We start from the raw sequence: 18953 nt of genomic DNA, 5'->3' as shown, positions 1-18953 counted from the left end.
GAGAACGACTGGGGCAATACCGTCTACCCCTGCATGCCGGGGCACGAGATCGTCGGCCGCGTCAGCGAGGCGGGCGCATCGGTGACGAGGCACAAGGTCGGCGACCTGGTCGGCGTCGGTTGCATGATCGACAGCTGCAGGAGCTGCGAGCCTTGCCGCGAGGGCGACGAACATCACTGCGAAGGTCACAACAGCTGGCTCGCCACCTACAACGGTCCGATGAAACCCGCCGCGCAGACCGACGACGGGGTCAACACCTACGCCGAGGACAACACCTTTGGCGGCTACTCCAACGTCATCGTCGTGCCGGAGGATTTCGTCCTTCGGGTGCCCGAGGGCATCCCGGTCGAGGCGGCCGCACCGATCCTGTGCGCGGGCGTCACGACCTTCTCGCCGCTCCGCCACTGGGGCGTGAAGGCGGGCGACAAGGTCGGAATCGTCGGCCTTGGCGGTCTTGGCCACATGGCGGTGAAGCTCGCAAAGGCGATGGGCGCCGAGGTGACGGTGTTCACCACCGACAAGGACAAGATCGAGGCGGCCAAGGCACTAGGTGCGACGCAGGTCGTCGTCGAGGGCGACAAGCAGGCCTACAAGGAGCTCGAGCTCCACTTCGACTTCATCCTCTCGACGGTGCCCGAGAAGCACGAGGTCGACCCGTTCATCACCCTGCTGAAGCGTAATGCGACCTTCTGCGCGGTGGGTGCGCTCAACGAGCAGCCCAAGTACAACAACCAGGAACTGATCATGCACCGCCGCACGCTCGCGGGATCGCTGATCGGCTCGATCAAGGAGACGCAGGACGTTCTCGACTTCTGCGCCGAGCACAGCATCGCGCCCGATGTGCAGGTGATCGACATCCAGGACGTCAACGAGGCCTACAAGAAAGTGAAGAACGAAGACGTCCGCTTCCGCTATGTCATCGACATGGCCTCGCTCAAACGTGAGATGGATGAGGCGGCCTGATGCGCGCGCCTCCGTTCCCGCCGGCAGAGATGCCGGACGACCTGCGCGCGCTCAACGACGAGATGGCCGGCTACATCACCGAGCATCTGAAGGGGTTCGTGTCGAAGCGAGGGGACGGCGCGCTGGTCGGGCCGTTCGCCCCCATGCTGCGCTTCCCCTCCTTCGGCCGCGCCGCCTGGACCTACACCAAGGCGCTGATCGACAATTCCAAGCTGCCGAAGCCCGCGCACGAAGTGGCGATCCTGGTGACGGGAGCTGCGTTCAACTCGCGCTACGAACTCTATGCGCACGAGCGGGTCGGCGAGGCTGCGGGGCTGTCACCGGAGAAGGTAGCGGCGATCGCTGCCGGCCAGCGCCCTGCCGACCTGACCGCAGAGGAAGCTGCCGCCTACGATGTGGCGGCCGTGCTCGCCGGCCGGCGGCAACTTCCCGCCTCCACCTATGATCGCGCCGTACGGGCGTTCGGCGAGGAGCAGACCGCCGAGCTGATCTATCTGGTCGGCGGTTACTGCCTCGTCTCGCTGCTGCTCAATGCCTACGACATGTCGGTACCCGGTCGCGAGGAGGGGCTGCCCGATGATCTTCAAGAAGAGGCGGCGGGAGATCGTCCATGAACAGCAAGCGAACGGCGGGTGCGGTCGCAGGGGCGTTGGTGGCGGGGCTCGGCCTCACCGCGATGATGATGGTGCAGGAGAAGAAGACCCGGAAAGCGTCCGAGTTGACCGACCTCGGCCGAGCATCCGCGCATCAACTTGGCGTGCACCACGTGCCGACGGGCAATCGCCCGCCGGACGGTCAGGAGCAGGCCGCCGTGCAGGGTGGTCACCTGCTGCTGTCGGCGCTGGCTGGCGTGGCCTATGCCGCGGCGACCGACGATGACGTTGGTGTCGTGCCAAGCGGCATCGCCTTTGGTCTCGCCTTCTACGGGGTGGCGCACTGGTTGACGGGTCCGCTGCTGGGGGTGAAGCAGCCAGAATGGCGCTCGGACGCCAAGACGATCGGCATGCATGCGGTCAACCACGTCGCTTTTGGCCTGGCGACCGCCGCGGGTGCCAAGCTGGCGACGAGGGCTGCGGCATGAGCGACGTTGGCACCCCCGTCCGGGTCGCACGCGGGATCGTCTCGGGTGCAATCGCCGGTGCCGTCGCCTCTTTCGCGATGGATCGCTTACAGGCGGCGACGTCCTCGCTGCTTCCCTCGGGGAGCAGCGAGGACGAACCCGCGACGGAGCAGGCAGCGGATGCCGTTGCCAAGGCCGCGACTGGCCACGAGATATCGGGCGCCGCCAAGCCCCTCGCCGGGCAGAGCGTCCACTACGCGCTCGGGATCGGGCTCGGCATGGCTTACGGCATCGCCGCCGAGTTCCGTCCCTCGGTGACCGCCGGCTACGGCACCGCCTTCGGGCTCGGAACTGCGACGCTGCTCGACGAGGCAGCCGTCCCCGCCGTCGGCTTGGGCGATGCGCCGTGGAAGGCCCCACTCTCGACCACGCTCTACGGCTATGCCTCCCACCTCGTCTTCGGCGGGATCAGCGAAATCGTTCGCCGGCAGGTCGCCGGCACGCTTACCAAGTCAGCGGAGTAGAACCATGAAACTCGACGGCAGGAAGATCGCCATCCTCATCGCGCCGCGCGGCACCGAGGAGCCCGAATTTGCCAAGCCCAAGGCAGCGGTGGAGACGGCCGGCGGCACGGTCACCGTCATCAGCCTCGGCACCGAGGATGCGCAGACGGTCAACAACGATCTCGACCCCGGCGCGACCTTCAACGTCGAAAAGGCGATCGGCGACGTATCCGCGTCCGAGTTCGATGCGCTCATCATTCCGGGCGGTGCGGTCGGAGCGGACAAGCTGCGCGGCTCCAAGGCTGTCGTGGGGTTCGTCCGCGACTTCTTCATCGCGGGCAAGCCCGTCGCCGCGATCTGCCACGCGCCGTGGGCGTTGATCGAGGCGGATGAAGTCGAAGGCCGCACGCTCACCTCCTTTCCCACGCTTCAGACCGACATCCGCAATGCGGGCGGCACCTGGATCGATCAGGAGGTGGTCGTGGACCAGGGGCTCATCACCAGCCGCGATCCCGACGACCTGCCAGCCTTCTGCGCCAAGCTCGTCGAAGAGTTCTGCGAGGGCAAGCATGCCGGGCAGGCGGCGCGCGCATGACGGAACTGAAGTCCTATGCCTGTACGATCCGCATCTTCGATCCGGCCAGCGGCGATACCATCGCAGAGCATGTGCTGCCGGTCGACAGCCCGGATGCGGAGCATGCCGCCGCCTCGACGCTGGCCAATGCAGCGTCGTTCACGCCCAAGACCGACGGTGATGTCGTCCGATCAGTCGCGTTCTGCTGCACGTCCGTAGAGACGCGTCGCTGACCCGGTGACGAGCATCCCGAGGAGAGTTTCATGAAAGCCGTCGTTTTCCACGCCATCGGCGATATCCGCATCGATGATGTACCCGAGCCCGTCATCGAGAGTCCCAAGGACGCGATCGTCCGCCTGACCGCGTCCGCGATCTGCGGCACCGATCTCCACTTCGTTCGCGGCACGTTCAGCGGGATGAAGAAAGGGCAGATCCTCGGCCACGAGGGCATCGGCGTGGTCGAAAGCGTCGGCGCCGAGGTCCGCGACATCAAGGTCGGCCAGCGGGTTATCATCCCATCCACTGTCGGCTGCGGCGAGTGTCAGTTCTGCGCCAGGCAGTTCTACGCGCAGTGCGACAACGCCAATCCAGCGGGCAAGCGGGCGGGCACCGCCTTTTTCGGCGGGCCGCAGGGCGCGGGCGGGCTGAAGGGGCTGCAGGCGGAGAAGGCGCGCGTGCCGTGGGCCGACGTCAACCTCGTGCCGATCCCGGACGCGATCAGCGACGATCAGGCGATCCTCATGAGCGACATCCTGCCGACCGCCTGGTTCGGCGCCGACCTGGCTCAGATCGATGAGGGCGACCACGTCCTCGTGTTCGGCTGCGGCCCGGTCGGCCAGCTCACCATCGCTTGCGCCAAGCTGATGGGCGGCCGCGTCATCGCGGTCGATCGCCTGCCCGACCGCCTCGACATGGCGCGGGCGCAGGGAGCCGAGATCATCAACTTCGACGAGGTCGACGTGCCGGACGCGGTTCTGAAGCTGACCGGCGGTGACGGCGCACGCCGGGTCATCGATGCGGTCGGCGTCGACGCGCAGCACGCGCACGGCGGACCGGACGCACCGGGGCTGCTCGGCAAGGCCAAGGAGCTGGTCGAGCAGTACGCGATCGAGCCCGCAGCGCGGAAGTTCGCCTCCCACTTCAAGGCCGGCGACAACCCGAGCCAGGTTCTCGACTGGGCCGTGGAATGCGTCGCCAAGGGCGGCACGATCTCGATCATCGGCGTCTACCCGCCTACCGACCGCACCTTTCCTATCGGCATGGCGATGAACAAGAACGTGACGCTGCGCATGGGCAATGCCAACCACCGCGCCTATTACGACGTGCTGCTCGACCATGTCGCGAGCGGCCGGCTCGACCCGGTCAAGATCCTGACCCAGGTCGAGCCCATGACCGGCGCGATCGAAGCCTACAAGGCATTCGACGAACGCTTGCCGGGCTGGATGAAGGTCGAGCTCGAACCCGCCGTCTGATCGGTGCCGCCCTTATCGCCCACCACTCGCTCCCCCTGGAGACTAAGCCATGACCTATTTGCGCTATAGCGACGACATCGAAACTCCTGAGGAGAACGAGCATGAGTCGATCGACGGCATCATCAAGGGCATGACCCAGGAGAGCCAGGTGGTCGAGAAGCGCGAAGGCCATGCCGTCCGCGCCAGCCATGCCAAGAGCACCGCCTGCGTCATCGGCGAGCTGACGGTCGTCGACGGCCTGCCGCCCGAGTTGGCTCAAGGGCTGTTCGCCCAAGCCGGCACCTACCAGGTGGCCGTCCGCTTCGCGCAGGGGCCGGGCGAGAACCTTGGCGACCGCGTGTCCACCCATCGCGGCATGGCGATCAAGGTGTTCGGGGTTGAGGGCGAGAAGCTGCCCGGCCACGATGCGCCGACGCAGGATTTCGTGCTGGCCAGCGGCCCGACCTTTCCGGCCGGCACCGCGGCGGGCTTCCTGTCCCAGGCCAAGAAGATCGGCCTGACGACGCCGATGCCCGAAGGTGTGAAGAGCGCCGCCTCCTCCATCGCGCGCAACATCAACAAGGTCCTGAACGCGGTCGCCGGCGGGCCTAGTCCGACGCTCGACTTCTACGGCCACCCCTACAGTCATCCGCTCGACGACTATTATTTCAGCCAATGCCCCGTCCGTTTCGGCGACTATGTCGCCAAGCTCGGCGCCTTCCCGGTCGCCCCCGAGCAGCTCGCTCTCGACGACTGGAAGCTCGATCCGCATCAAGACGAGGACGGCTTCCGTCACGCCGCAGTCGACTATTTCGACCAGCACGACGCGGTGTTCGAGATGCGAGCGCAGCTATGGGCTAATGCCGAGACGCAGCCGATCGAGGATACCTCGGTCGAATGGCCGGCGCAGGACAGCCAATACGTGACCGTCGCGATGATCCGCCTGCCCCGGCAGGCCGCCTACGGCCCCGAGCGGGTCCGCTATTTCGACGAGGTGATGACCTTCCGCCCCGCGCACAGTCTCGCGGTCCACCGTCCGCTCGGCGGAGTCATGCGCGCGCGGCTGCAGGTCTACAAGGCGCTCAGCGACTTCCGCCACCGCGAGAACGGTGTCGCCGCCGCCGACACCGCCAGCATCGAGGAGATCCCGGCATGAGCGCGGGCTCGACCACCGACCTGCTCCAGCCCGGCTGGACCGAGACGACCAAGCGGATCAACGGCCTGAACCTCCATATCGTTGAGGCAGGCGATCCGGGCGCGCCGCTGCTGGTGCTGCTTCACGGCTTTCCCGAGTTCTGGTGGGCTTGGCGCCACCAGATCACGCCGTTGGCTGAGGCCGGCTATCACGTCGTCGTGCCCGACATGCGCGGCTACAACACCAGCGACGCGCCGCAGGAGGTCGCGGCGTACGAGCTCGACACGCTGGCCGCCGACGTGATCGGCATCGCCGACGCGTATGGCGCGGATCGCTTCCATCTTGTCTCCCACGATTGGGGCGCGGTCATCAGCTGGTGGGTCGCGGCCAGGTATCCGGAACGGCTGGAGCGCGTCGTGTTGATGGACGGACCGCACCCCGACGTCTGGGGCAAGCAGGCGCTGAAGCATCCGACCCAGGCGCTGAAAAGCACCTACGTGGCGTTCTTCCAGCTGCCCTGGGTGCCTGAGGCGACGCTCGGCAGCTTCGACTTCGCCGGGCTCAGGGGCATGATCGAGGGCAGCGCACACAAGGGCACGTTCGAGCCGGGCGCGCTCGACCGCTATGCCGAGGCCTGGGCGCATCCCGGATCGCTGACCGCGATGCTGAACTACTATCGCGCGCTGCGCCAGCGTCCGCACGGCGAGAAGCCGGCGCGGCTTGCCCCGCCGACGCTGATCCTGTGGGCGGGCGACGACCTGTTCCTCGAACGCAACGTCGCCGAGGCGGGGCTGGCGCTGTGCGACGACGGGAAGCTCGAGTTCGTCGAGGGCGCGAGCCACTGGCTCCACATCGAGATGCCCGAGAAGATCAACGCCCGCGTCATCGAATGGCTGGGCAGCGGGCGATGACGGAGCGGTACGTGGCCCAAGCCACCTCGAGGCACGGTACGAGCGTTCCGCCGCGTTCCACGCCGCTTCGACGGTTGCCCGATCCAGGAGTCCGCGTGACTCGGACGGTGCCGGCGGAACAATCGATCCTGCCGCCGCCGCCCTGAATGCCTCCACACGCGCCGGTCATTTCTACCCTGTAAACGGCAGCCGTCAGGACTTTCCGGCGGGATCTGATGCTTTAACCATCGGAATGTCAGGTGCGGCTTCACCCTTCCGCATCAGCACATCCAGTCGATCGATCCGGGCCGGCTTCGCTAGTAGGGCGTTTGACCGTGCCATCAGCAGTGCCGCGCCCTTGCCGGTCAGATGCGCCTCGCGCCCGGCCTCGTCCGGGAACGCCTCGAAAATCTCGAACGTCGAGCCATCGTGGCGCAGGCCGAACCATGGCCGCGTCGCCGGTTCGCTCTCCACCTCGGCCAGGATGCCCGCGAGCAGCGCCGCGACCTCGTCCGCCTTGCCCGGGCGCGCCTCCAGGGTGATGTGCAGCGCCTTGGCCGTCGTGTCGCCGGCACTGCCGCCGATCCTGGCCGGCAGGTGCGGCAGGAGCTTGCGCGCGGCGAACAGCGCGGCGCCGGTGCCGATCAGCGCCGCCGCGGTGGCCAGCGGATTGAGCGCGGCTTTGGTGTAGAGGCTCGTCCGCATGACGTGGCCTTCGTAGTTGCCCCGCTCCTCCAGCCGTTCGGTGGCATGGTCGAGGCCGTTCCGCTCCATCGGCCGGAGCGGCGGCCGACCGCTGGGCGTGCCGGGGATGACCATCTTCTCCATCGGCCGGTCGATGCCGCCCGGTGCCAAATGCGCCATCGTCGCCATCCCCTTGGCGCCGCCGCCCGCATAGACGTCGCGCACCGGCTTCACCGCCGCATGCAGGATCGTCTCAGCCACCACCGCGGGCGCGTAGACGGGCGGCACGTGGTGGGGTTCGGACGACAGGTGGTTCTTGGCGTTGACGGGAAACGGCGTGTCGATTTGCCCCGGCTTCACCAGCGTGACGGAGATGGGCGCCTCGTCCCACTCCAGCTCCATGCGGAGCGCCTCGGTGAAGCCTTTCACCGCGTGCTTGGTCGCACAGTAGCTGCCCTGGAGCGGGATGCCGCGCTCGGACACCTCGCTGCCAACGTTGATGATCGCCCCGCCGCCGTGGCGCCGCAGCAGCTTCACCGCTTCCAGCGAGCCGTAGACCTGGCCCCAGTAGTTGGTCTCCATCTGCCTGCGCATGTCGTCGACCGGTGTGTCCTCGAGGCGGCCGTAGAGACCGATGCCGGCGTTGTTGACCCAGGTGTCGACGCGGCCGAACGCGGCCTCGGCCTCGCTGGCGATGCGGCGCACGTCGTCCTCCCGGCCGACATCGGCGACGACGTGGATCGCCTGCCCGCCCTTGCCGCGAACCTCCTCCACGAGCTGCCGGAGCGCGCCCTCGCTCCGCGCCGCCAGGACCAGCTTGGCGCCGCGCTCGGCCGCGAGCCGTGCCGTCGCGAGCCCGATCCCGGACGACGCGCCGGTGATTACCACGACCTGATCGGCGATGGGCTTGAGTTGGACGTTCATGGGCGCTTCTCACATAGGGGATGCCGGGGTAACGTTACCATTCACGGGCCCGTTCCCGTCAAAGCGCCACGAGATGATGTGGTTGCGGCAGGCCAGGCTGTCACCACGTCGGGTCGTCCCGTTGAAGACAGTTATCCGGACGATCTCGAGCCGGCCCGGTCTCGGCGTCACCTTCACCTGGGAGCAAGCCGGCGTTCGCGCGTTGTAAGCCTCGCCTCGCTCGGGGTCTCGTCGTCCCCCACGGAGGATCATCCTTCGTCCGCTTCACCTGCCAGCCGCGTCCTGCAACCGGTCACGATCGGCGATCTGCACCTCAAGAACCGCATCGTCATGGCGCCGCTGACACGCAGCCGCTCGGACGAGGAGGGTGTGCCGCCCGGCTTCGCCGCCGACTATTACGGCCAGCGTGCCGATGCGGGCCTCATCATCACCGAGGCGACCAACATCTCGGCCCAGGCACGCGGTTATGCGATGACGCCCGGCATCTGGTCGGACGCGCAGGTCGCGGCCTGGCGGCCGATCGTCGAGGCCGTGCACCGGCGCGAGGGCATGATCTTCCTCCAGCTTTGGCACACCGGCCGCATCTCGCATCCCGACCTGCACGGCGGCGAGCTTCCCGTCGCCCCGTCCGCGATCGCGGCGGAGGGACAGGCGTTCACCAACGACGGCCTCAAGGACTTCGTTACTCCGCGCGCGCTCGAGACGGACGAGATTCCCGGCATCGTCGAGGATTACCGCCACGCCGCCGCCCAGGCGAAGGCAGCCGGCTTCGACGGCGTCGAGGTTCATGCCGCGAACAACTACCTCCTCGAGCAGTTCATCCGCGACAGCACCAACCGGCGGACGGACGAGTATGGCGGATCGATCGAGAACCGCCTTCGCTTTCCCCTCGACGTGGTTCGTGCCGTGGTCGAGGTCTGGGGCGCCAAGCGGGTCGGCATCCGCATCTCTCCGGCAACCACCGAGCCCGGCAAGACGCCGCTCGACAGCCAGCCCGCGCAGACCTTCGATGCGTTCGTCGACGCACTGTCCGAGATCGGCCTGCTCTACATCCACGACATCGAAGGCGTGACACAGCAGACGCGCGACGTGCCCGACGGCATCGACTTCCAGGAGCTGCGCAAGCGCTTCACCGGCGCGTACATCGCCAACAACCAGTACACGCTCGAACTCGCCGAGGAGGCGCTGACCCATGGCGACGCTGACTTGTTCAGCTTCGGCCGGCCGTTCCTCGCCAATCCCGATCTCGTCGAGCGCCTGCGGACCGGCGCCCCGCTCGCCGAGGCTCCCAAGCAATATTGGTATGGGGGAGGCTCGGTCGGCTATTCGGACTGGTCGGGGATGAGCGCACCGGTCGGCCTCGACTAGGGCGATGTCCACAAGGCATCCGAGCCCGTTCCACGATCAGGGACGTTGATCCGGCTCAGTTGCTTTTCCGATCCCGGCGGAGCTCCTGCTGAGACGGAGAAGATACATGCGCGCACTATGCTGGCACGGTAAGGGTGACGTCCGCGTCGACACGGTCGCGGATCCCGAGATCAAGCATCCGCGCGACGCGATCATCAAGGTCACGGCATGCGCGATCTGCGGGTCGGACCTTCACCTCCTCGACGGCTATCAGCCGACGATGGAGGCGGGCGACATCCTGGGCCACGAGAACATGGGCGAGGTGGTCGCGCTCGGGTCCGAGGTGACGAACCTGAAGATCGGCGACCGCGTGGTGGTGCCGTTCACGATCAGCTGTGGCGATTGCTGGTTCTGCAAGAAGGGCCTGTTCGCCGCCTGCGATCGCACCAACCCCAATGCCGAGATGGCCGCCAAGGCAATGGGCCACTCGCCCGCCGGCCTGTTCGGCTTCAGCCACATGCTGGGCGGTTACTGCGGCGGTCAGGCGGAGTATCTGCGCGTACCGATGGCCGACATCGGGCCTATCAAGATCCCGGACAGCGTGACTGACGATCAGGCGCTGTTCCTGTCCGACATCTTCCCCACCGGCTACATGGCCGCCGAGAACGCGCAGATCGAGCCGGGCGACACCGTCGCGATCTGGGGCTGCGGCCCGGTCGGCCAGTTCGCGATCCGCTCCGCGCTGATGATGGGTGCCGGCCGCGTGATCGCGATCGACGAGGTGCCCGAGCGTCTCACCATGGCCGAGGCCGGCGGCGCCGAGACGATCGATTTCAGTACGACCGACGTCTATGACGAGCTGCAGGCGCGGACCAAGGGCCGTGGCCCCGACAGCTGCATCGATGCGGTCGGCTGCGAGGCTGCCGCACACGGCTCGGCCGACGCCGTCATGGACAAGGTGAAGGCGAGCATGATGCTTGCCACCGACCGCGTCCACTCGCTGCGGCAGGCGATCATCAGCTGCCGCAAGGGCGGCACGGTGTCGGTGCCTGGCGTCTATGTCGGCATGGGCGACAAGCTGCCGATCGGAGCGGCCATGAACAAGGGGCTGACGATCAAGCTCGGGCAGACCCACGTCCAGCGCTATACCAAGCCGCTGCTGGAGAAGATCGTGGCCGGCGCCATCGACCCGAGCTTCGTCATCACTCACCCGGCCAGCCTTGAGGACGCGCCCGAGATGTATGCCAAGTTCCGCGACAAGGAAGATGGCGTCATCAAGGTCGTCATGCGCCCTCACGGCTAAAGCGCTTCGTTGCTGCGTCCCGGCAATTAGATCGCGGACGCAGCAACGACCCACTTGCGGTCATTCGGGGCCCCTTCCCTGCTTTCCAACTCCAGACGTTCATTCATCTCCGCGCCACGACCGCTTTTGACGCATGCCTTTCCGATCATGAAGGTCCCGACGTGCTGGTTAGCGAACGTCCGTGGCGCTGGCCAACAAGCTGGCGCGGATCGCCTGGGCAGCCTTGCGCAAAGGCTCCACCTTCGAGCGCGGCTACCCCGCCGCGGCGTGATCAGATCGGCAGCGCGCTGAGAGGCGTGTAGCCCACGGTGTTTGCAGGAAGGATCGAGCAGATGGCCTGACAGTCAATCGGCGTTCGGAAAGCCCGGTGAACGAATTGGCACTCGATGCCGCCGCCATTTCGGAGCTCTGGACGCGCGGATGTCCATCTTGGCCGTGGATTCACCCACGAGACCGCATACGTTGACGCAGACCGATCAAATCACCTCAACATCCAGCTTGGAAACGGGGCGGGCCACACTTTTGTTCACATCGCGCAGCGGTGGTGTCGCGTGGCGGATCGAAATCCGCCCGCCGCCCGGGGCGCGGCGAAATTTTCACCGCAAGGAAGATACAGCAGCTCTCAGTGCTAGCGGGACGCGATAGCCGGTATCGTGCGCGTCCACCTCGAGATCGGTCGCATCGTCGCCGCGCTGCTGCCTAGCCTGCTTGACGGGCTCGACTCCTGACGGCCATGCGGCCGGGTTCCCGGGCGCTTCGTCAATCGGGTTGGCAGCCTGAGCTAGATGCGACAGCCTTCGCCAGCATGGAAAGAGTTCGCCCGCCGGCGCGCACGCGACTAATGAGGTCATGATGACCGATCCCATATACTATCTCAGGCTCTCGCTGACGAACGTGCGCGCGTTCGGTGGGCGGCAGACGCTAGACCTCTCCAAGGACGGAGTGCCCTCCCGGTGGTGCGTGATCATCGGGGAGAACGGCGTGGGCAAGACCACACTGCTCCAAGCCCTCGCCGCCCTGCGTCCCGTGCCGTCGTTCGGAACGGACGAGCCAGCCCAGAGCACGGGCGAGGAGGCGGCGCCGCCATCCTGGGCAGAGCCGGGTATGGCCGACTACGAGAACGCGAGGATCATCGGCCTAGTGCGAAAGGGCGAAGCGGTCGAGGCTGCGCTCGAGGCAGACCTCACCTTCGAAAGCGGCGAGAGCTTCTCAATCGGCTACAGGATCCGGACCGCAAGTGGGAAGCTGGTCTCCGCCGAACCCATCAGGGCACAGCGGCGCCTCGAAGGCAACGGGCCGCTGGTCATCGCCTACAGCGCATTCAGACACGCTGGACACAAAAACATGGCCGACTTTGCCGAGGTGGAGGCCACCGAAGCCCTGTTCGACGAACGAATCGCGCTGTTTGATCCGGACGAGGTGGCGGAGAGGCTCGACTACCAGTCGCTCGACGCGGCGCGAAACGACGACGCGGAGGCGGCACTTAGGCTCGATCGCATTCTCGACAAGCTGAAGACGGTACTCATCGCGCTAGTACCGGACCTGACGAAGGAAAAGGTCCACATCCGGGGCACTGGAGGGATAAGGGTGGATACCCGGTCAGGATTGGTGCCGCTGGCCGACCTGAGCCTGGGCGCGCAGACGACCATAGCCTGGATAGCGGACTTAGCTTGGCGCCTTCACGTGCGATTCCCCGGCAGTCCCGATCCATTCTCCGAAAGCGCGATCGTGCTTATCGACGAGGTCGAGCTGCATCTCCACCCCGTCTGGCAGAGGAGCTTGCGAGCGCAGCTACTGCAGCACTTTCCGCGCATCCAGTTTATCGTCACGACGCACTCCCCAGTGACCGCCCAGGAGAGCGTCGCACAGGGTGACCCGATCTCTATCGTGAGCTGGCAGGGATCGCACTCCGTGATCGCGCCCGACCCCTTCCCGGTCTCCGCGGTCAAGCTCGACGAGGTCGTGACCGGGCTTTTCGAGCTCGAGACTTCGCTGGCTACCCGGTTCGAAGCCTTGCTCCGTGAGCGCAGGAGCCTGCTGCAGCGCCGCGACCTGGACTCGTCGGAAAAATACCGCCTGCTCGGCTTGAACCGCGTGGCTCATGCGCTGCAGGGAGGCGCCCACGTCACGGAGGCGGAGCTCGAAAGCCTTATGACAGCCGACGAGCAGAACGACGTCGGCATAGCACTGTGATCAGCATTGTGAAGGGCAACGCGCCCGCGGTCCTCTTGAACGCTGGCGCCAACGCGGCGGCCACGCACCGAGCCGACTACGACAAGGATCCCAAGCCATATGACGACGGCCGGAAGACTTTCGACTTCAAGGCCGGGGTCTATGGCCACCAGACGGTCCGATCGAAACTTGAGGAGGATCAGCACGGCAAGTGCGCCTACTGCGAGGTAGTAGTGCCCAAACCCTACGCGGACGGCCACATCGACCACTGGCGTCCCAAGGGGGCGGTGACCCAGAAGCGCGGCGCGACGCCGGTCCTGCCCGGCTACTACTGGCTCGCCTACTGCTGGGACAACCTGCTGCTCGCCTGCCAATTCTGCAATCGCAGCAACAAGAAGACGCTCTTCCCGCTCGCCGACCCCGCCAAGCGCGCTGCGAACCATCACGTGGACCTGACGGTCGAGGGCACGCTCCTGCTCAAGCCCGACGTGGACACAGACCTCGACGCACACATCGAGTTCGTGGAGGAGCTGCCGGTAGGACGTACGCCACGAGGTCAGGCCACCGTCGAGGTGCTCGGCCTCGACAGGCTGGAGCACCGCGCCCGCGACATGCGGATCGCCGCCCTGCGGGACGCGCACGCGCAGGCCTGGATCTTCGCCGGCGACCCCCATCCTGCGGCGGTCAAGATTGTTAGCGACGCGAGGAGGCTCTATGCGGAGGCGCCCCTGCCCCAATCGCCGTTCAGCGCGATGGCCAGGACCTTCATAGCGGCTAATCCACTCCCGGCATGATGAATGCTCGTGCCGAACCCGCCGCAGGCACCTCAATGTCCAGCGAACCACCTCGATTGTCGAAGCTGGCATCTCTCGGCTTTAAGCAAATCGAACAAATTATTTTGACTGGCGCGGAAGGTTAAATGTTAGTTGAGACTGCAGAACGGACTAGCACAATGTCGCGCAAGACGCCTGACCTTGTTTTGTCATCATGCAACTCCGAGATGGCTCCAGAACTGGTCGGATTATTGCCGTATCGTGCACATCCTGCACAGGAAGAGCAGGCAATGCTTGGTAGTCTAGCAAAGATAGCAAGTCAGGTGTTCCTTGGGTCGTTCGGCTTATGCGACTTTGGATTGGCGAAGCGCCATGCTATAGGTGACGCACCCGCCATGGAGATTTGCAATGGAGAGCACCCGCATCGCCCCGACCGCTAACAAGGCGCGTCCGACCACGGTGCAGCTGGACAGCGTTGCGCTTGCACGCTTGATGGAGGAGGTCCGGAACAGCACGGAGTCGCAGCCGACCGCCTACAACCGCATGCACAACCGGCACAACCGGTAGCGGCCGGCACGCGACATGATCCGGATCGACACCGTGCTCGTCAAGCTGGCGAGCCGGTGCAACCTGAACTGCGACTACTGCTACGTCTACCAGATGGGCGACGATGCTTGGCGACTGCAGCCCAAGCGCATGGCGAACGCAACGGTTGACGTCCTCTCGAGCCAACTCGCGAGACTGGTCGCGGCGCAGGCCGCCCCGCTCAGCGTTGTCTTCCACGGCGGCGAACCGCTGCTGATCGGGGCCGAGCGCTTTGAGCGCGCCTGCCGAACGCTGCGCGAGGCGCTAGGTCCCGCCTCTGGACTGCACCTGCAGACCAACGCCCTCCTGCTCAGCGACGAGGTGATCGCGATCTGCGCCAAGCACGACGTCGGAATCAGCATTAGCTTTGACGGCCCAGCTGAAGTGCACGACGCCCACCGTCCGGACCACGCCGGCCGCGGCTCGCACGACCGCGTAGCGACCGCGGTGCGCAGGGTGCTTGCCCACCCTGCCGGGCGAGAACTCCTCACTGGGCTGCTCGCGGTAATCGATCTCGCGGCCGAGCCCGCGGCGGTCTACGAGCACCTCAAGGCGCTCGGCGCGCCCAGCATCGACGTGCTCTACCGCGACGGGAACCACGACGCTCTGCCGCCTGGGAAGGCCTCTCACGCGAGCACCGAGTACGGCGACTGGATGGTCCGCATGCTGGACCACTACCTCGCCGACCCGACTCCGATTCGCGTGCGGGTGCTTGATGATATGCTACGGCTCGCGATGGGCGGCGCCTCGCGAAAGGAGGGCGTCGGCACCGCCGAGTACGGGATCCTCGTCGTGGATACCGATGGCGGGCTCGCGAAGAACGACACGCTCAAGTCCGCCCGCGCGGGCGACCGCTTTGCTCGCCCAACCTCGATCCTGCGCGACGATGTCGTAGCCTTCGCCTCCTCGCCCGAGTTCGCGGCCTACCACGCCGCGCAGCGGCCGAGCGCGTCGGCGTGTCTGTCCTGCCCCGAGCTCGCGGTCTGCGGCGGCGGCATGCCGACACACCGGTGGAGCGCGGCGGGTGGCCTCGCGAACCCGAGCGTCTTCTGCGCCGACCAGAAGACGCTGATCGCAGCGATGCGGCGGCGCGTCGGGCTGGCCAAAGTGGCGTGACGCCGAACCTCGACCGGGCGCAGGCCGCCCAGGACCCCTTTCCGCACTTCCGCGCGCCCGGCCTGATCGAGCCAGGGCTGGCCGGGGCGACCCTCGCTTGGCTGCGGGACGAGGCGGACTGGCGCCTCAGGGTGGAGGACTTCTACGAGCAGCATGAGATCGACCTGCTCGGTGCGACACCGCCCGCCCCGGTGGCGGACCTCGTGTCTGACGCCTTCGTCGGGGGCGTGCGCCAGGCACTGGAGCGATTGCTTTACGATGCGGGTCCGCTCGAACTCGTCGGAGCCTGCGCCCACCGGCTTACGGCGGGGCAGACCATCCGCATCCACAACGACCACATCGGGGAGGAGGAGACCCACCGTCTCCTGGTGCAGTTCAACGAGGGCTGGAGCGCCGACCGCGGCGGGCTCCTGATGATCTTCGCGGGCGACGCGCCCGAGACGCTCGTAGACGTGATCATGCCCGAGCACGGCAGCGGGTTCGGCTTCGAAATCTCCGCGCGCTCGCACCACGCAGTCTCGACCGTCCGCTCGGGCGAGCGCTTCACGGTCGTATACACGTTTCGCCGGTCGGTCGCGTGATCGCCGACAACGTTCGTCGCGCGCTAGAGACCGAGGGTCCCGTCCTCGATTCCGACATGCCCGCCATCCTGTCTGCGGTCGGCTGGCGACGGCTGATGGCAGTCGGGATCGACCAGGCGGGCTACTCGACGGCTCGCGCCCTGGCGGGAGACCCCGCACCGCGGCGGATCGTCACCACGCTGGTTCCGATACAGGGACCGGGCGAGCCGATCCTCGTCGAGGCCTTCGCCGGCAGCATCCCGCAGCGCTACGCCGAGCTCGGCATCAGGGAGGCGCGCCTGCCGCCCGACCGCCTGCGCGACGCGCTGGCCGCAGGACTGGCGGAGCTGGCGGCGTCACCTGCGGCGGCGGCGACCGTGGCGGCACTGGTGCGCTCGCTGCACCCACTAATGACCGCCGACCCCGCCTACGACGTGAGCTACAGCGATCCCGAGGTGCCATTCTCCGTCTTCGTTGGCATCCACGACGCGCCGGTAAAGCACGAAGGTCTGCGCGTCGCCGAGGCGCTCGTGCACGAGGCGATGCACCTCCAGCTCAGCCTGGCCGAGGACGTGGTCCCACTCGTTGCCGGCGAGGAGGAGCGCTGGTCTTCGCCTTGGCAGCGTCGGCCGCGCCCTGCCCAGGGGGTACTGCACGGCCTGTACGTGTTCCGAGCGGTGGAGGAGCTCTTGTGCGCTGTGCCCGCCTCAGCCGACCCGAGCCGGACAGAGTACCTCCGGCGTCGGCTCGAGGCCATCGACGCGGAAACCGCAGAAGCCGCCGCCGTGGCCGCGAGCGGCGAGCTCACGCCCACCGGGCGCGCCCTCGCGCGACGTCTCGCCTCCCGCGCGCACTAGGACGGGCCCGGCACACGCGCGAAGGCGCCCGGGCGCGGACGGGACGCACGGAACGGCCTCCAATCTGTCGATCCCCTGCGGTGGTTTCGAGCCGAAGTCCTGCTGCCCCAGCTCGGCTGGCCCCGAGGACCCCGTCGACCGGGGGCGGACGGCATGCAGCCGACGCCTTGGCTTACTCCGCCAGCATTTTCATCGATTCGCTTGAGGCGCCGCGCGCGCCGGCTATCATGGCGCTTGGCGATGCGAAGGGGACTCGCTTGACGACACAACTGACCGGTTTCCGCATCTTCATCGCGTCCCCCGGCGGGCTGACTGAGGTGCGCAACACCTTCAGGGCAGTGCTCGAGAAGTACAACGTCGAGGACGCGATCAGGCGCAAGGTCGTTTTCATCCCGGTTGCTTGGGAGGCGACGCTGGGCGGGCTGGGCCGACCGCAGGCGCTGATCAACCGCGAACTGGAAGAGTGCGACGCGCTTGTCCTTGTACTGCAGGACAGGTGGGGCAGTGAGTCGGGCGCGCCCGACGGCGCCACCTCAGGCACGGAGGAGGAATACCGGCTGGCGAACCGCTGCCACGCCGACCCGGACAAGCCCATGAAGCACATCCAGGTCTTCTTCATGAGCGTGGCACCCAACCAAATCGCCGATCCCGGCAAGCAGCTCAGGGCGGTGCTCGACTTCAAGAGCGAGCTCGAGCGCGAACGGCAGCTAATGTACTACCAGTTCGAGAGTGTTCGGGACTTCGAAGACAGGCTCAGGGCCTTCCTGGCCTCGTGCGTGCACGAGCTCGAGACGGCTGGGAACCAGGCGGGGCAACTGGCCGGCGGCGTGCCCGACGCGGTACCTGCGGACTCGGTCAGCGGACCGACGCTGCCCGAACTGCCAAGAGCGGGCGCCGACGAGGCCGGTCCAACCGAGGCACCTCTCGACCGGGCGCGGCGCCTAGTGCGCCAGGGCCTCATCACGTTAGCGGAAACGATCATGGCCGAGCGCGCCACGGGCGCCGGCGACGTGGAGGCCATGCTCGACTACGGCGAGTTCCTGGCCGCGCAGCACCGCAAGACGCAGGCCGCTGCCATGTACGAGCGCGCGGCCAACCTCGCGCGTGCGGTAAACGATGTGGTGCTGCTCGGGCGCGCGCAGGTCGGCGATAGCCGGCTGCTCGCCCGGCTCGGCCGCAACAACGAGGCCGTGCTCACGGCACGGGAGGCCGTAGCCCACCTCGCGGCGGAGAAGGGGCCTTACTCGGCTGAGGCGCAGGTGAACCTCGCCGACCTGCTATCGGGCCCCGACGAGCGACCGGAACAGGACGCGCTGCTCGCGAACGCGGAGGCGCTGCTCGACGTGTCGCCCCGACCGGCCCTGCTCGCCCGTACCGTCACGGTCAGGGCGAGACTCGCCCAGGAAGACGGGGACCATCGCCGGTCGGCGGGCCTCTATGCCGACGCAATAAGAATCAACGAGGAGGCGGGCCTGTCGGAGGACCTCGGTGACCTGCACGTCGGCCGCGGGTCGGCACTTGAAGAGCTTGGCGAACTGAACGGGGCAAGAGAAGCCTACCTCGCCGCTGAGGAGGTGCTGGAGCGCGCACGAGACCTGTCCAAGCTGGCGGATGCCGTCGACCACCTCGGCCGCGTGGCTGAGACGCTCGGCCACGATGACGAGGCGCAGCGGGCTTACGACAAGGCTGCTGGGCTGTTCGAGACCACGCAGCGCCACGACGCGGCCGCCGACGCTTACGCTAGCCTCGGAAAGCTCCACGAGGCCGCGGGCCGGACCGGCGAGGCGGAGGTCGCGCTTCGCCAGGCTATCGCGCTCGCCGCCGACACGAAGGAGCGCGACGAGCTCCAGGAGCTGTACAGCAGGCTCGACGCACTGATCGCTGGCCAAGCGGGCGCCGCCGCGGCACCCGAGCTTTCGGGTGATGGCGCCGTATTGCCGAGCGGACATCCAAACTGACCGCCTGAAAGCGCGAGTTGCCGAGTAGAGTCAGGAGGTGGCGCGGTGTCGTGCGGTTCGCCTGTGGGGCTCACCAGACGACCCGTTTCCACCCCCTG

19 protein-coding genes are annotated in these 18953 nt (G+C 67.0%); 18 read left to right on the top strand and 1 reads right to left on the bottom strand.

The annotated features are described in order from the left end of the window. The 9 genes from HUV01_RS03340 to HUV01_RS03300 form a co-directional block, all read left to right on the top strand. A partial coding sequence (locus HUV01_RS03340) for an NAD(P)-dependent alcohol dehydrogenase (protein WP_174296899.1) occupies positions 1-963 on the top strand: 963 nt, incomplete at its 5' end. Next, a complete protein-coding gene (locus HUV01_RS03335; protein WP_174296898.1) occupies positions 963-1577 on the top strand; it encodes a carboxymuconolactone decarboxylase family protein in 615 nt (204 codons plus the stop codon). The genes HUV01_RS03340 and HUV01_RS03335, both read left to right, overlap by 1 nt. Further along, positions 1574-2044, top strand: a complete 471-nt coding sequence (locus HUV01_RS03330; RefSeq protein ID WP_174296897.1) for a hypothetical protein — start codon at positions 1574-1576, stop codon at positions 2042-2044. The genes HUV01_RS03335 and HUV01_RS03330 overlap by 4 nt, the downstream gene beginning before the upstream one ends. Then, positions 2041-2547 carry a DUF1440 domain-containing protein gene (locus HUV01_RS03325; protein ID WP_174296896.1) on the top strand — a complete coding sequence of 169 codons (507 nt, stop codon included), beginning with the start codon at positions 2041-2043 and terminating at the stop codon, positions 2545-2547. The genes HUV01_RS03330 and HUV01_RS03325 overlap by 4 nt, the downstream gene beginning before the upstream one ends. 4 nt (positions 2548-2551) lie before the next feature. Further along, complete coding sequence (locus HUV01_RS03320) at positions 2552-3121, top strand: type 1 glutamine amidotransferase domain-containing protein (protein ID WP_174296895.1); 570 nt, start codon at positions 2552-2554, stop codon at positions 3119-3121. Then, positions 3118-3333, top strand: coding sequence for a hypothetical protein (locus HUV01_RS03315; protein WP_174296894.1), 216 nt, complete (start codon positions 3118-3120; stop codon positions 3331-3333). Before HUV01_RS03320 ends, HUV01_RS03315 begins: the two co-directional genes overlap by 4 nt. A gap of 30 nt (positions 3334-3363) precedes the next feature. Next, positions 3364-4572 carry a zinc-dependent alcohol dehydrogenase gene (locus HUV01_RS03310; protein WP_174296893.1) on the top strand — a complete coding sequence of 403 codons (1209 nt, stop codon included), beginning with the start codon at positions 3364-3366 and terminating at the stop codon, positions 4570-4572. 49 nt (positions 4573-4621) lie between these two features. Continuing rightward, positions 4622-5707, top strand: a complete 1086-nt coding sequence (locus HUV01_RS03305; RefSeq protein ID WP_174296892.1) for a catalase family protein — start codon at positions 4622-4624, stop codon at positions 5705-5707. Next, positions 5704-6597 carry an alpha/beta fold hydrolase gene (locus HUV01_RS03300; protein WP_174296891.1) on the top strand — a complete coding sequence of 298 codons (894 nt, stop codon included), beginning with the start codon at positions 5704-5706 and terminating at the stop codon, positions 6595-6597. Before HUV01_RS03305 ends, HUV01_RS03300 begins: the two co-directional genes overlap by 4 nt. A gap of 192 nt (positions 6598-6789) precedes the next feature. Here the strand turns inward: HUV01_RS03300 and HUV01_RS03290 are convergent, their stop codons facing one another. Continuing rightward, on the bottom strand, positions 6790-8184 hold the full coding sequence (locus tag HUV01_RS03290; RefSeq protein WP_217430890.1) for an SDR family oxidoreductase: 1395 nt from the start codon (positions 8182-8184) through the stop codon (positions 6790-6792). Between the two features lie 282 nt (positions 8185-8466). Between HUV01_RS03290 and HUV01_RS03285 the strand changes: the two genes are divergently transcribed. The 9 genes from HUV01_RS03285 to HUV01_RS03245 all read left to right on the top strand — a co-directional run bounded on the left by HUV01_RS03285 (position 8467) and on the right by HUV01_RS03245 (position 18855). Then, positions 8467-9552 (top strand): alkene reductase, encoded by a 1086-nt coding sequence (locus tag HUV01_RS03285; protein WP_174296900.1) that lies wholly within the window; start codon positions 8467-8469, stop codon positions 9550-9552. Positions 9553-9658: 106 nt separating this feature from the next. After that, positions 9659-10834: a zinc-dependent alcohol dehydrogenase gene (locus HUV01_RS03280; RefSeq protein ID WP_174296890.1), complete on the top strand. Its 1176-nt coding sequence runs from the start codon at positions 9659-9661 to the stop codon at positions 10832-10834. An 852-nt stretch (positions 10835-11686) separates the two neighbouring features. Further along, positions 11687-13027: an AAA family ATPase gene (locus HUV01_RS03275; RefSeq protein ID WP_174296889.1), complete on the top strand. Its 1341-nt coding sequence runs from the start codon at positions 11687-11689 to the stop codon at positions 13025-13027. 8 nt (positions 13028-13035) lie between these two features. After that, entirely contained in the window at positions 13036-13800 is a 765-nt protein-coding gene (locus HUV01_RS03270) for a hypothetical protein (RefSeq protein ID WP_174296888.1), read from the top strand. Between the two features lie 387 nt (positions 13801-14187). Continuing rightward, on the top strand, positions 14188-14346 hold the full coding sequence (yhhA, locus tag HUV01_RS03265; protein ID WP_174296887.1) for a YhhA family cyclophane-containing RiPP: 159 nt from the start codon (positions 14188-14190) through the stop codon (positions 14344-14346). A 15-nt stretch (positions 14347-14361) separates the two neighbouring features. Beyond that, entirely contained in the window at positions 14362-15480 is a 1119-nt protein-coding gene (gene yhhB / locus HUV01_RS03260; RefSeq protein ID WP_174296886.1) for a cyclophane-forming radical SAM/SPASM peptide maturase YhhB, read from the top strand. Further along, positions 15477-16061, top strand: coding sequence for a cyclophane-containing peptide 2OG-Fe(II) oxygenase YhhC (gene yhhC / locus HUV01_RS03255; protein ID WP_174296885.1), 585 nt, complete (start codon positions 15477-15479; stop codon positions 16059-16061). Before yhhB ends, yhhC begins: the two co-directional genes overlap by 4 nt. Then, complete coding sequence (locus HUV01_RS03250) at positions 16058-16897, top strand: aKG-HExxH-type peptide beta-hydroxylase (protein WP_174296884.1); 840 nt, start codon at positions 16058-16060, stop codon at positions 16895-16897. Before yhhC ends, HUV01_RS03250 begins: the two co-directional genes overlap by 4 nt. Before the next feature lie 167 nt (positions 16898-17064). Next, complete coding sequence (locus tag HUV01_RS03245; protein WP_174296883.1) at positions 17065-18855, top strand: DUF4062 domain-containing protein; 1791 nt, start codon at positions 17065-17067, stop codon at positions 18853-18855. The last annotated feature ends 98 nt before the right edge of the window (positions 18856-18953 follow it).

It is taken from the genome of Sphingomonas bacterium, assembly GCF_903643035.1.
In the GTDB taxonomy this organism is placed as follows: domain Bacteria; phylum Pseudomonadota; class Alphaproteobacteria; order Sphingomonadales; family Sphingomonadaceae; genus Sphingomonas.
The sequence above is the reverse complement of the archived record's forward strand: the minus strand, read 5'-3'. Positions and strand labels throughout refer to the sequence as shown.

What these genes read in the sequence shown, in the direction of transcription:
- HUV01_RS03335 (WP_174296898.1), top strand. Translation starts at nt 963, where the DNA reads ATGCGCGCGCCTCCGTTCCCGCCGGCAGAGATGCCGGACGACCTGCGC.
- HUV01_RS03330 (WP_174296897.1), top strand. Translation starts at nt 1,574, where the DNA reads ATGAACAGCAAGCGAACGGCGGGTGCGGTCGCAGGGGCGTTGGTGGCG.
- HUV01_RS03325 (WP_174296896.1), top strand. Translation starts at nt 2,041, where the DNA reads ATGAGCGACGTTGGCACCCCCGTCCGGGTCGCACGCGGGATCGTCTCG.
- HUV01_RS03320 (WP_174296895.1), top strand. Translation starts at nt 2,552, where the DNA reads ATGAAACTCGACGGCAGGAAGATCGCCATCCTCATCGCGCCGCGCGGC.
- HUV01_RS03315 (WP_174296894.1), top strand. Translation starts at nt 3,118, where the DNA reads ATGACGGAACTGAAGTCCTATGCCTGTACGATCCGCATCTTCGATCCG.
- HUV01_RS03310 (WP_174296893.1), top strand. Translation starts at nt 3,364, where the DNA reads ATGAAAGCCGTCGTTTTCCACGCCATCGGCGATATCCGCATCGATGAT.
- HUV01_RS03305 (WP_174296892.1), top strand. Translation starts at nt 4,622, where the DNA reads ATGACCTATTTGCGCTATAGCGACGACATCGAAACTCCTGAGGAGAAC.
- HUV01_RS03300 (WP_174296891.1), top strand. Translation starts at nt 5,704, where the DNA reads ATGAGCGCGGGCTCGACCACCGACCTGCTCCAGCCCGGCTGGACCGAG.
- HUV01_RS03290 (WP_217430890.1), bottom strand. Translation starts at nt 8,184, where the DNA reads ATGAACGTCCAACTCAAGCCCATCGCCGATCAGGTCGTGGTAATCACC.
- HUV01_RS03280 (WP_174296890.1), top strand. Translation starts at nt 9,659, where the DNA reads ATGCGCGCACTATGCTGGCACGGTAAGGGTGACGTCCGCGTCGACACG.
- HUV01_RS03275 (WP_174296889.1), top strand. Translation starts at nt 11,687, where the DNA reads ATGACCGATCCCATATACTATCTCAGGCTCTCGCTGACGAACGTGCGC.
- yhhA (WP_174296887.1), top strand. Translation starts at nt 14,188, where the DNA reads ATGGAGAGCACCCGCATCGCCCCGACCGCTAACAAGGCGCGTCCGACC.
- yhhB (WP_174296886.1), top strand. Translation starts at nt 14,362, where the DNA reads ATGATCCGGATCGACACCGTGCTCGTCAAGCTGGCGAGCCGGTGCAAC.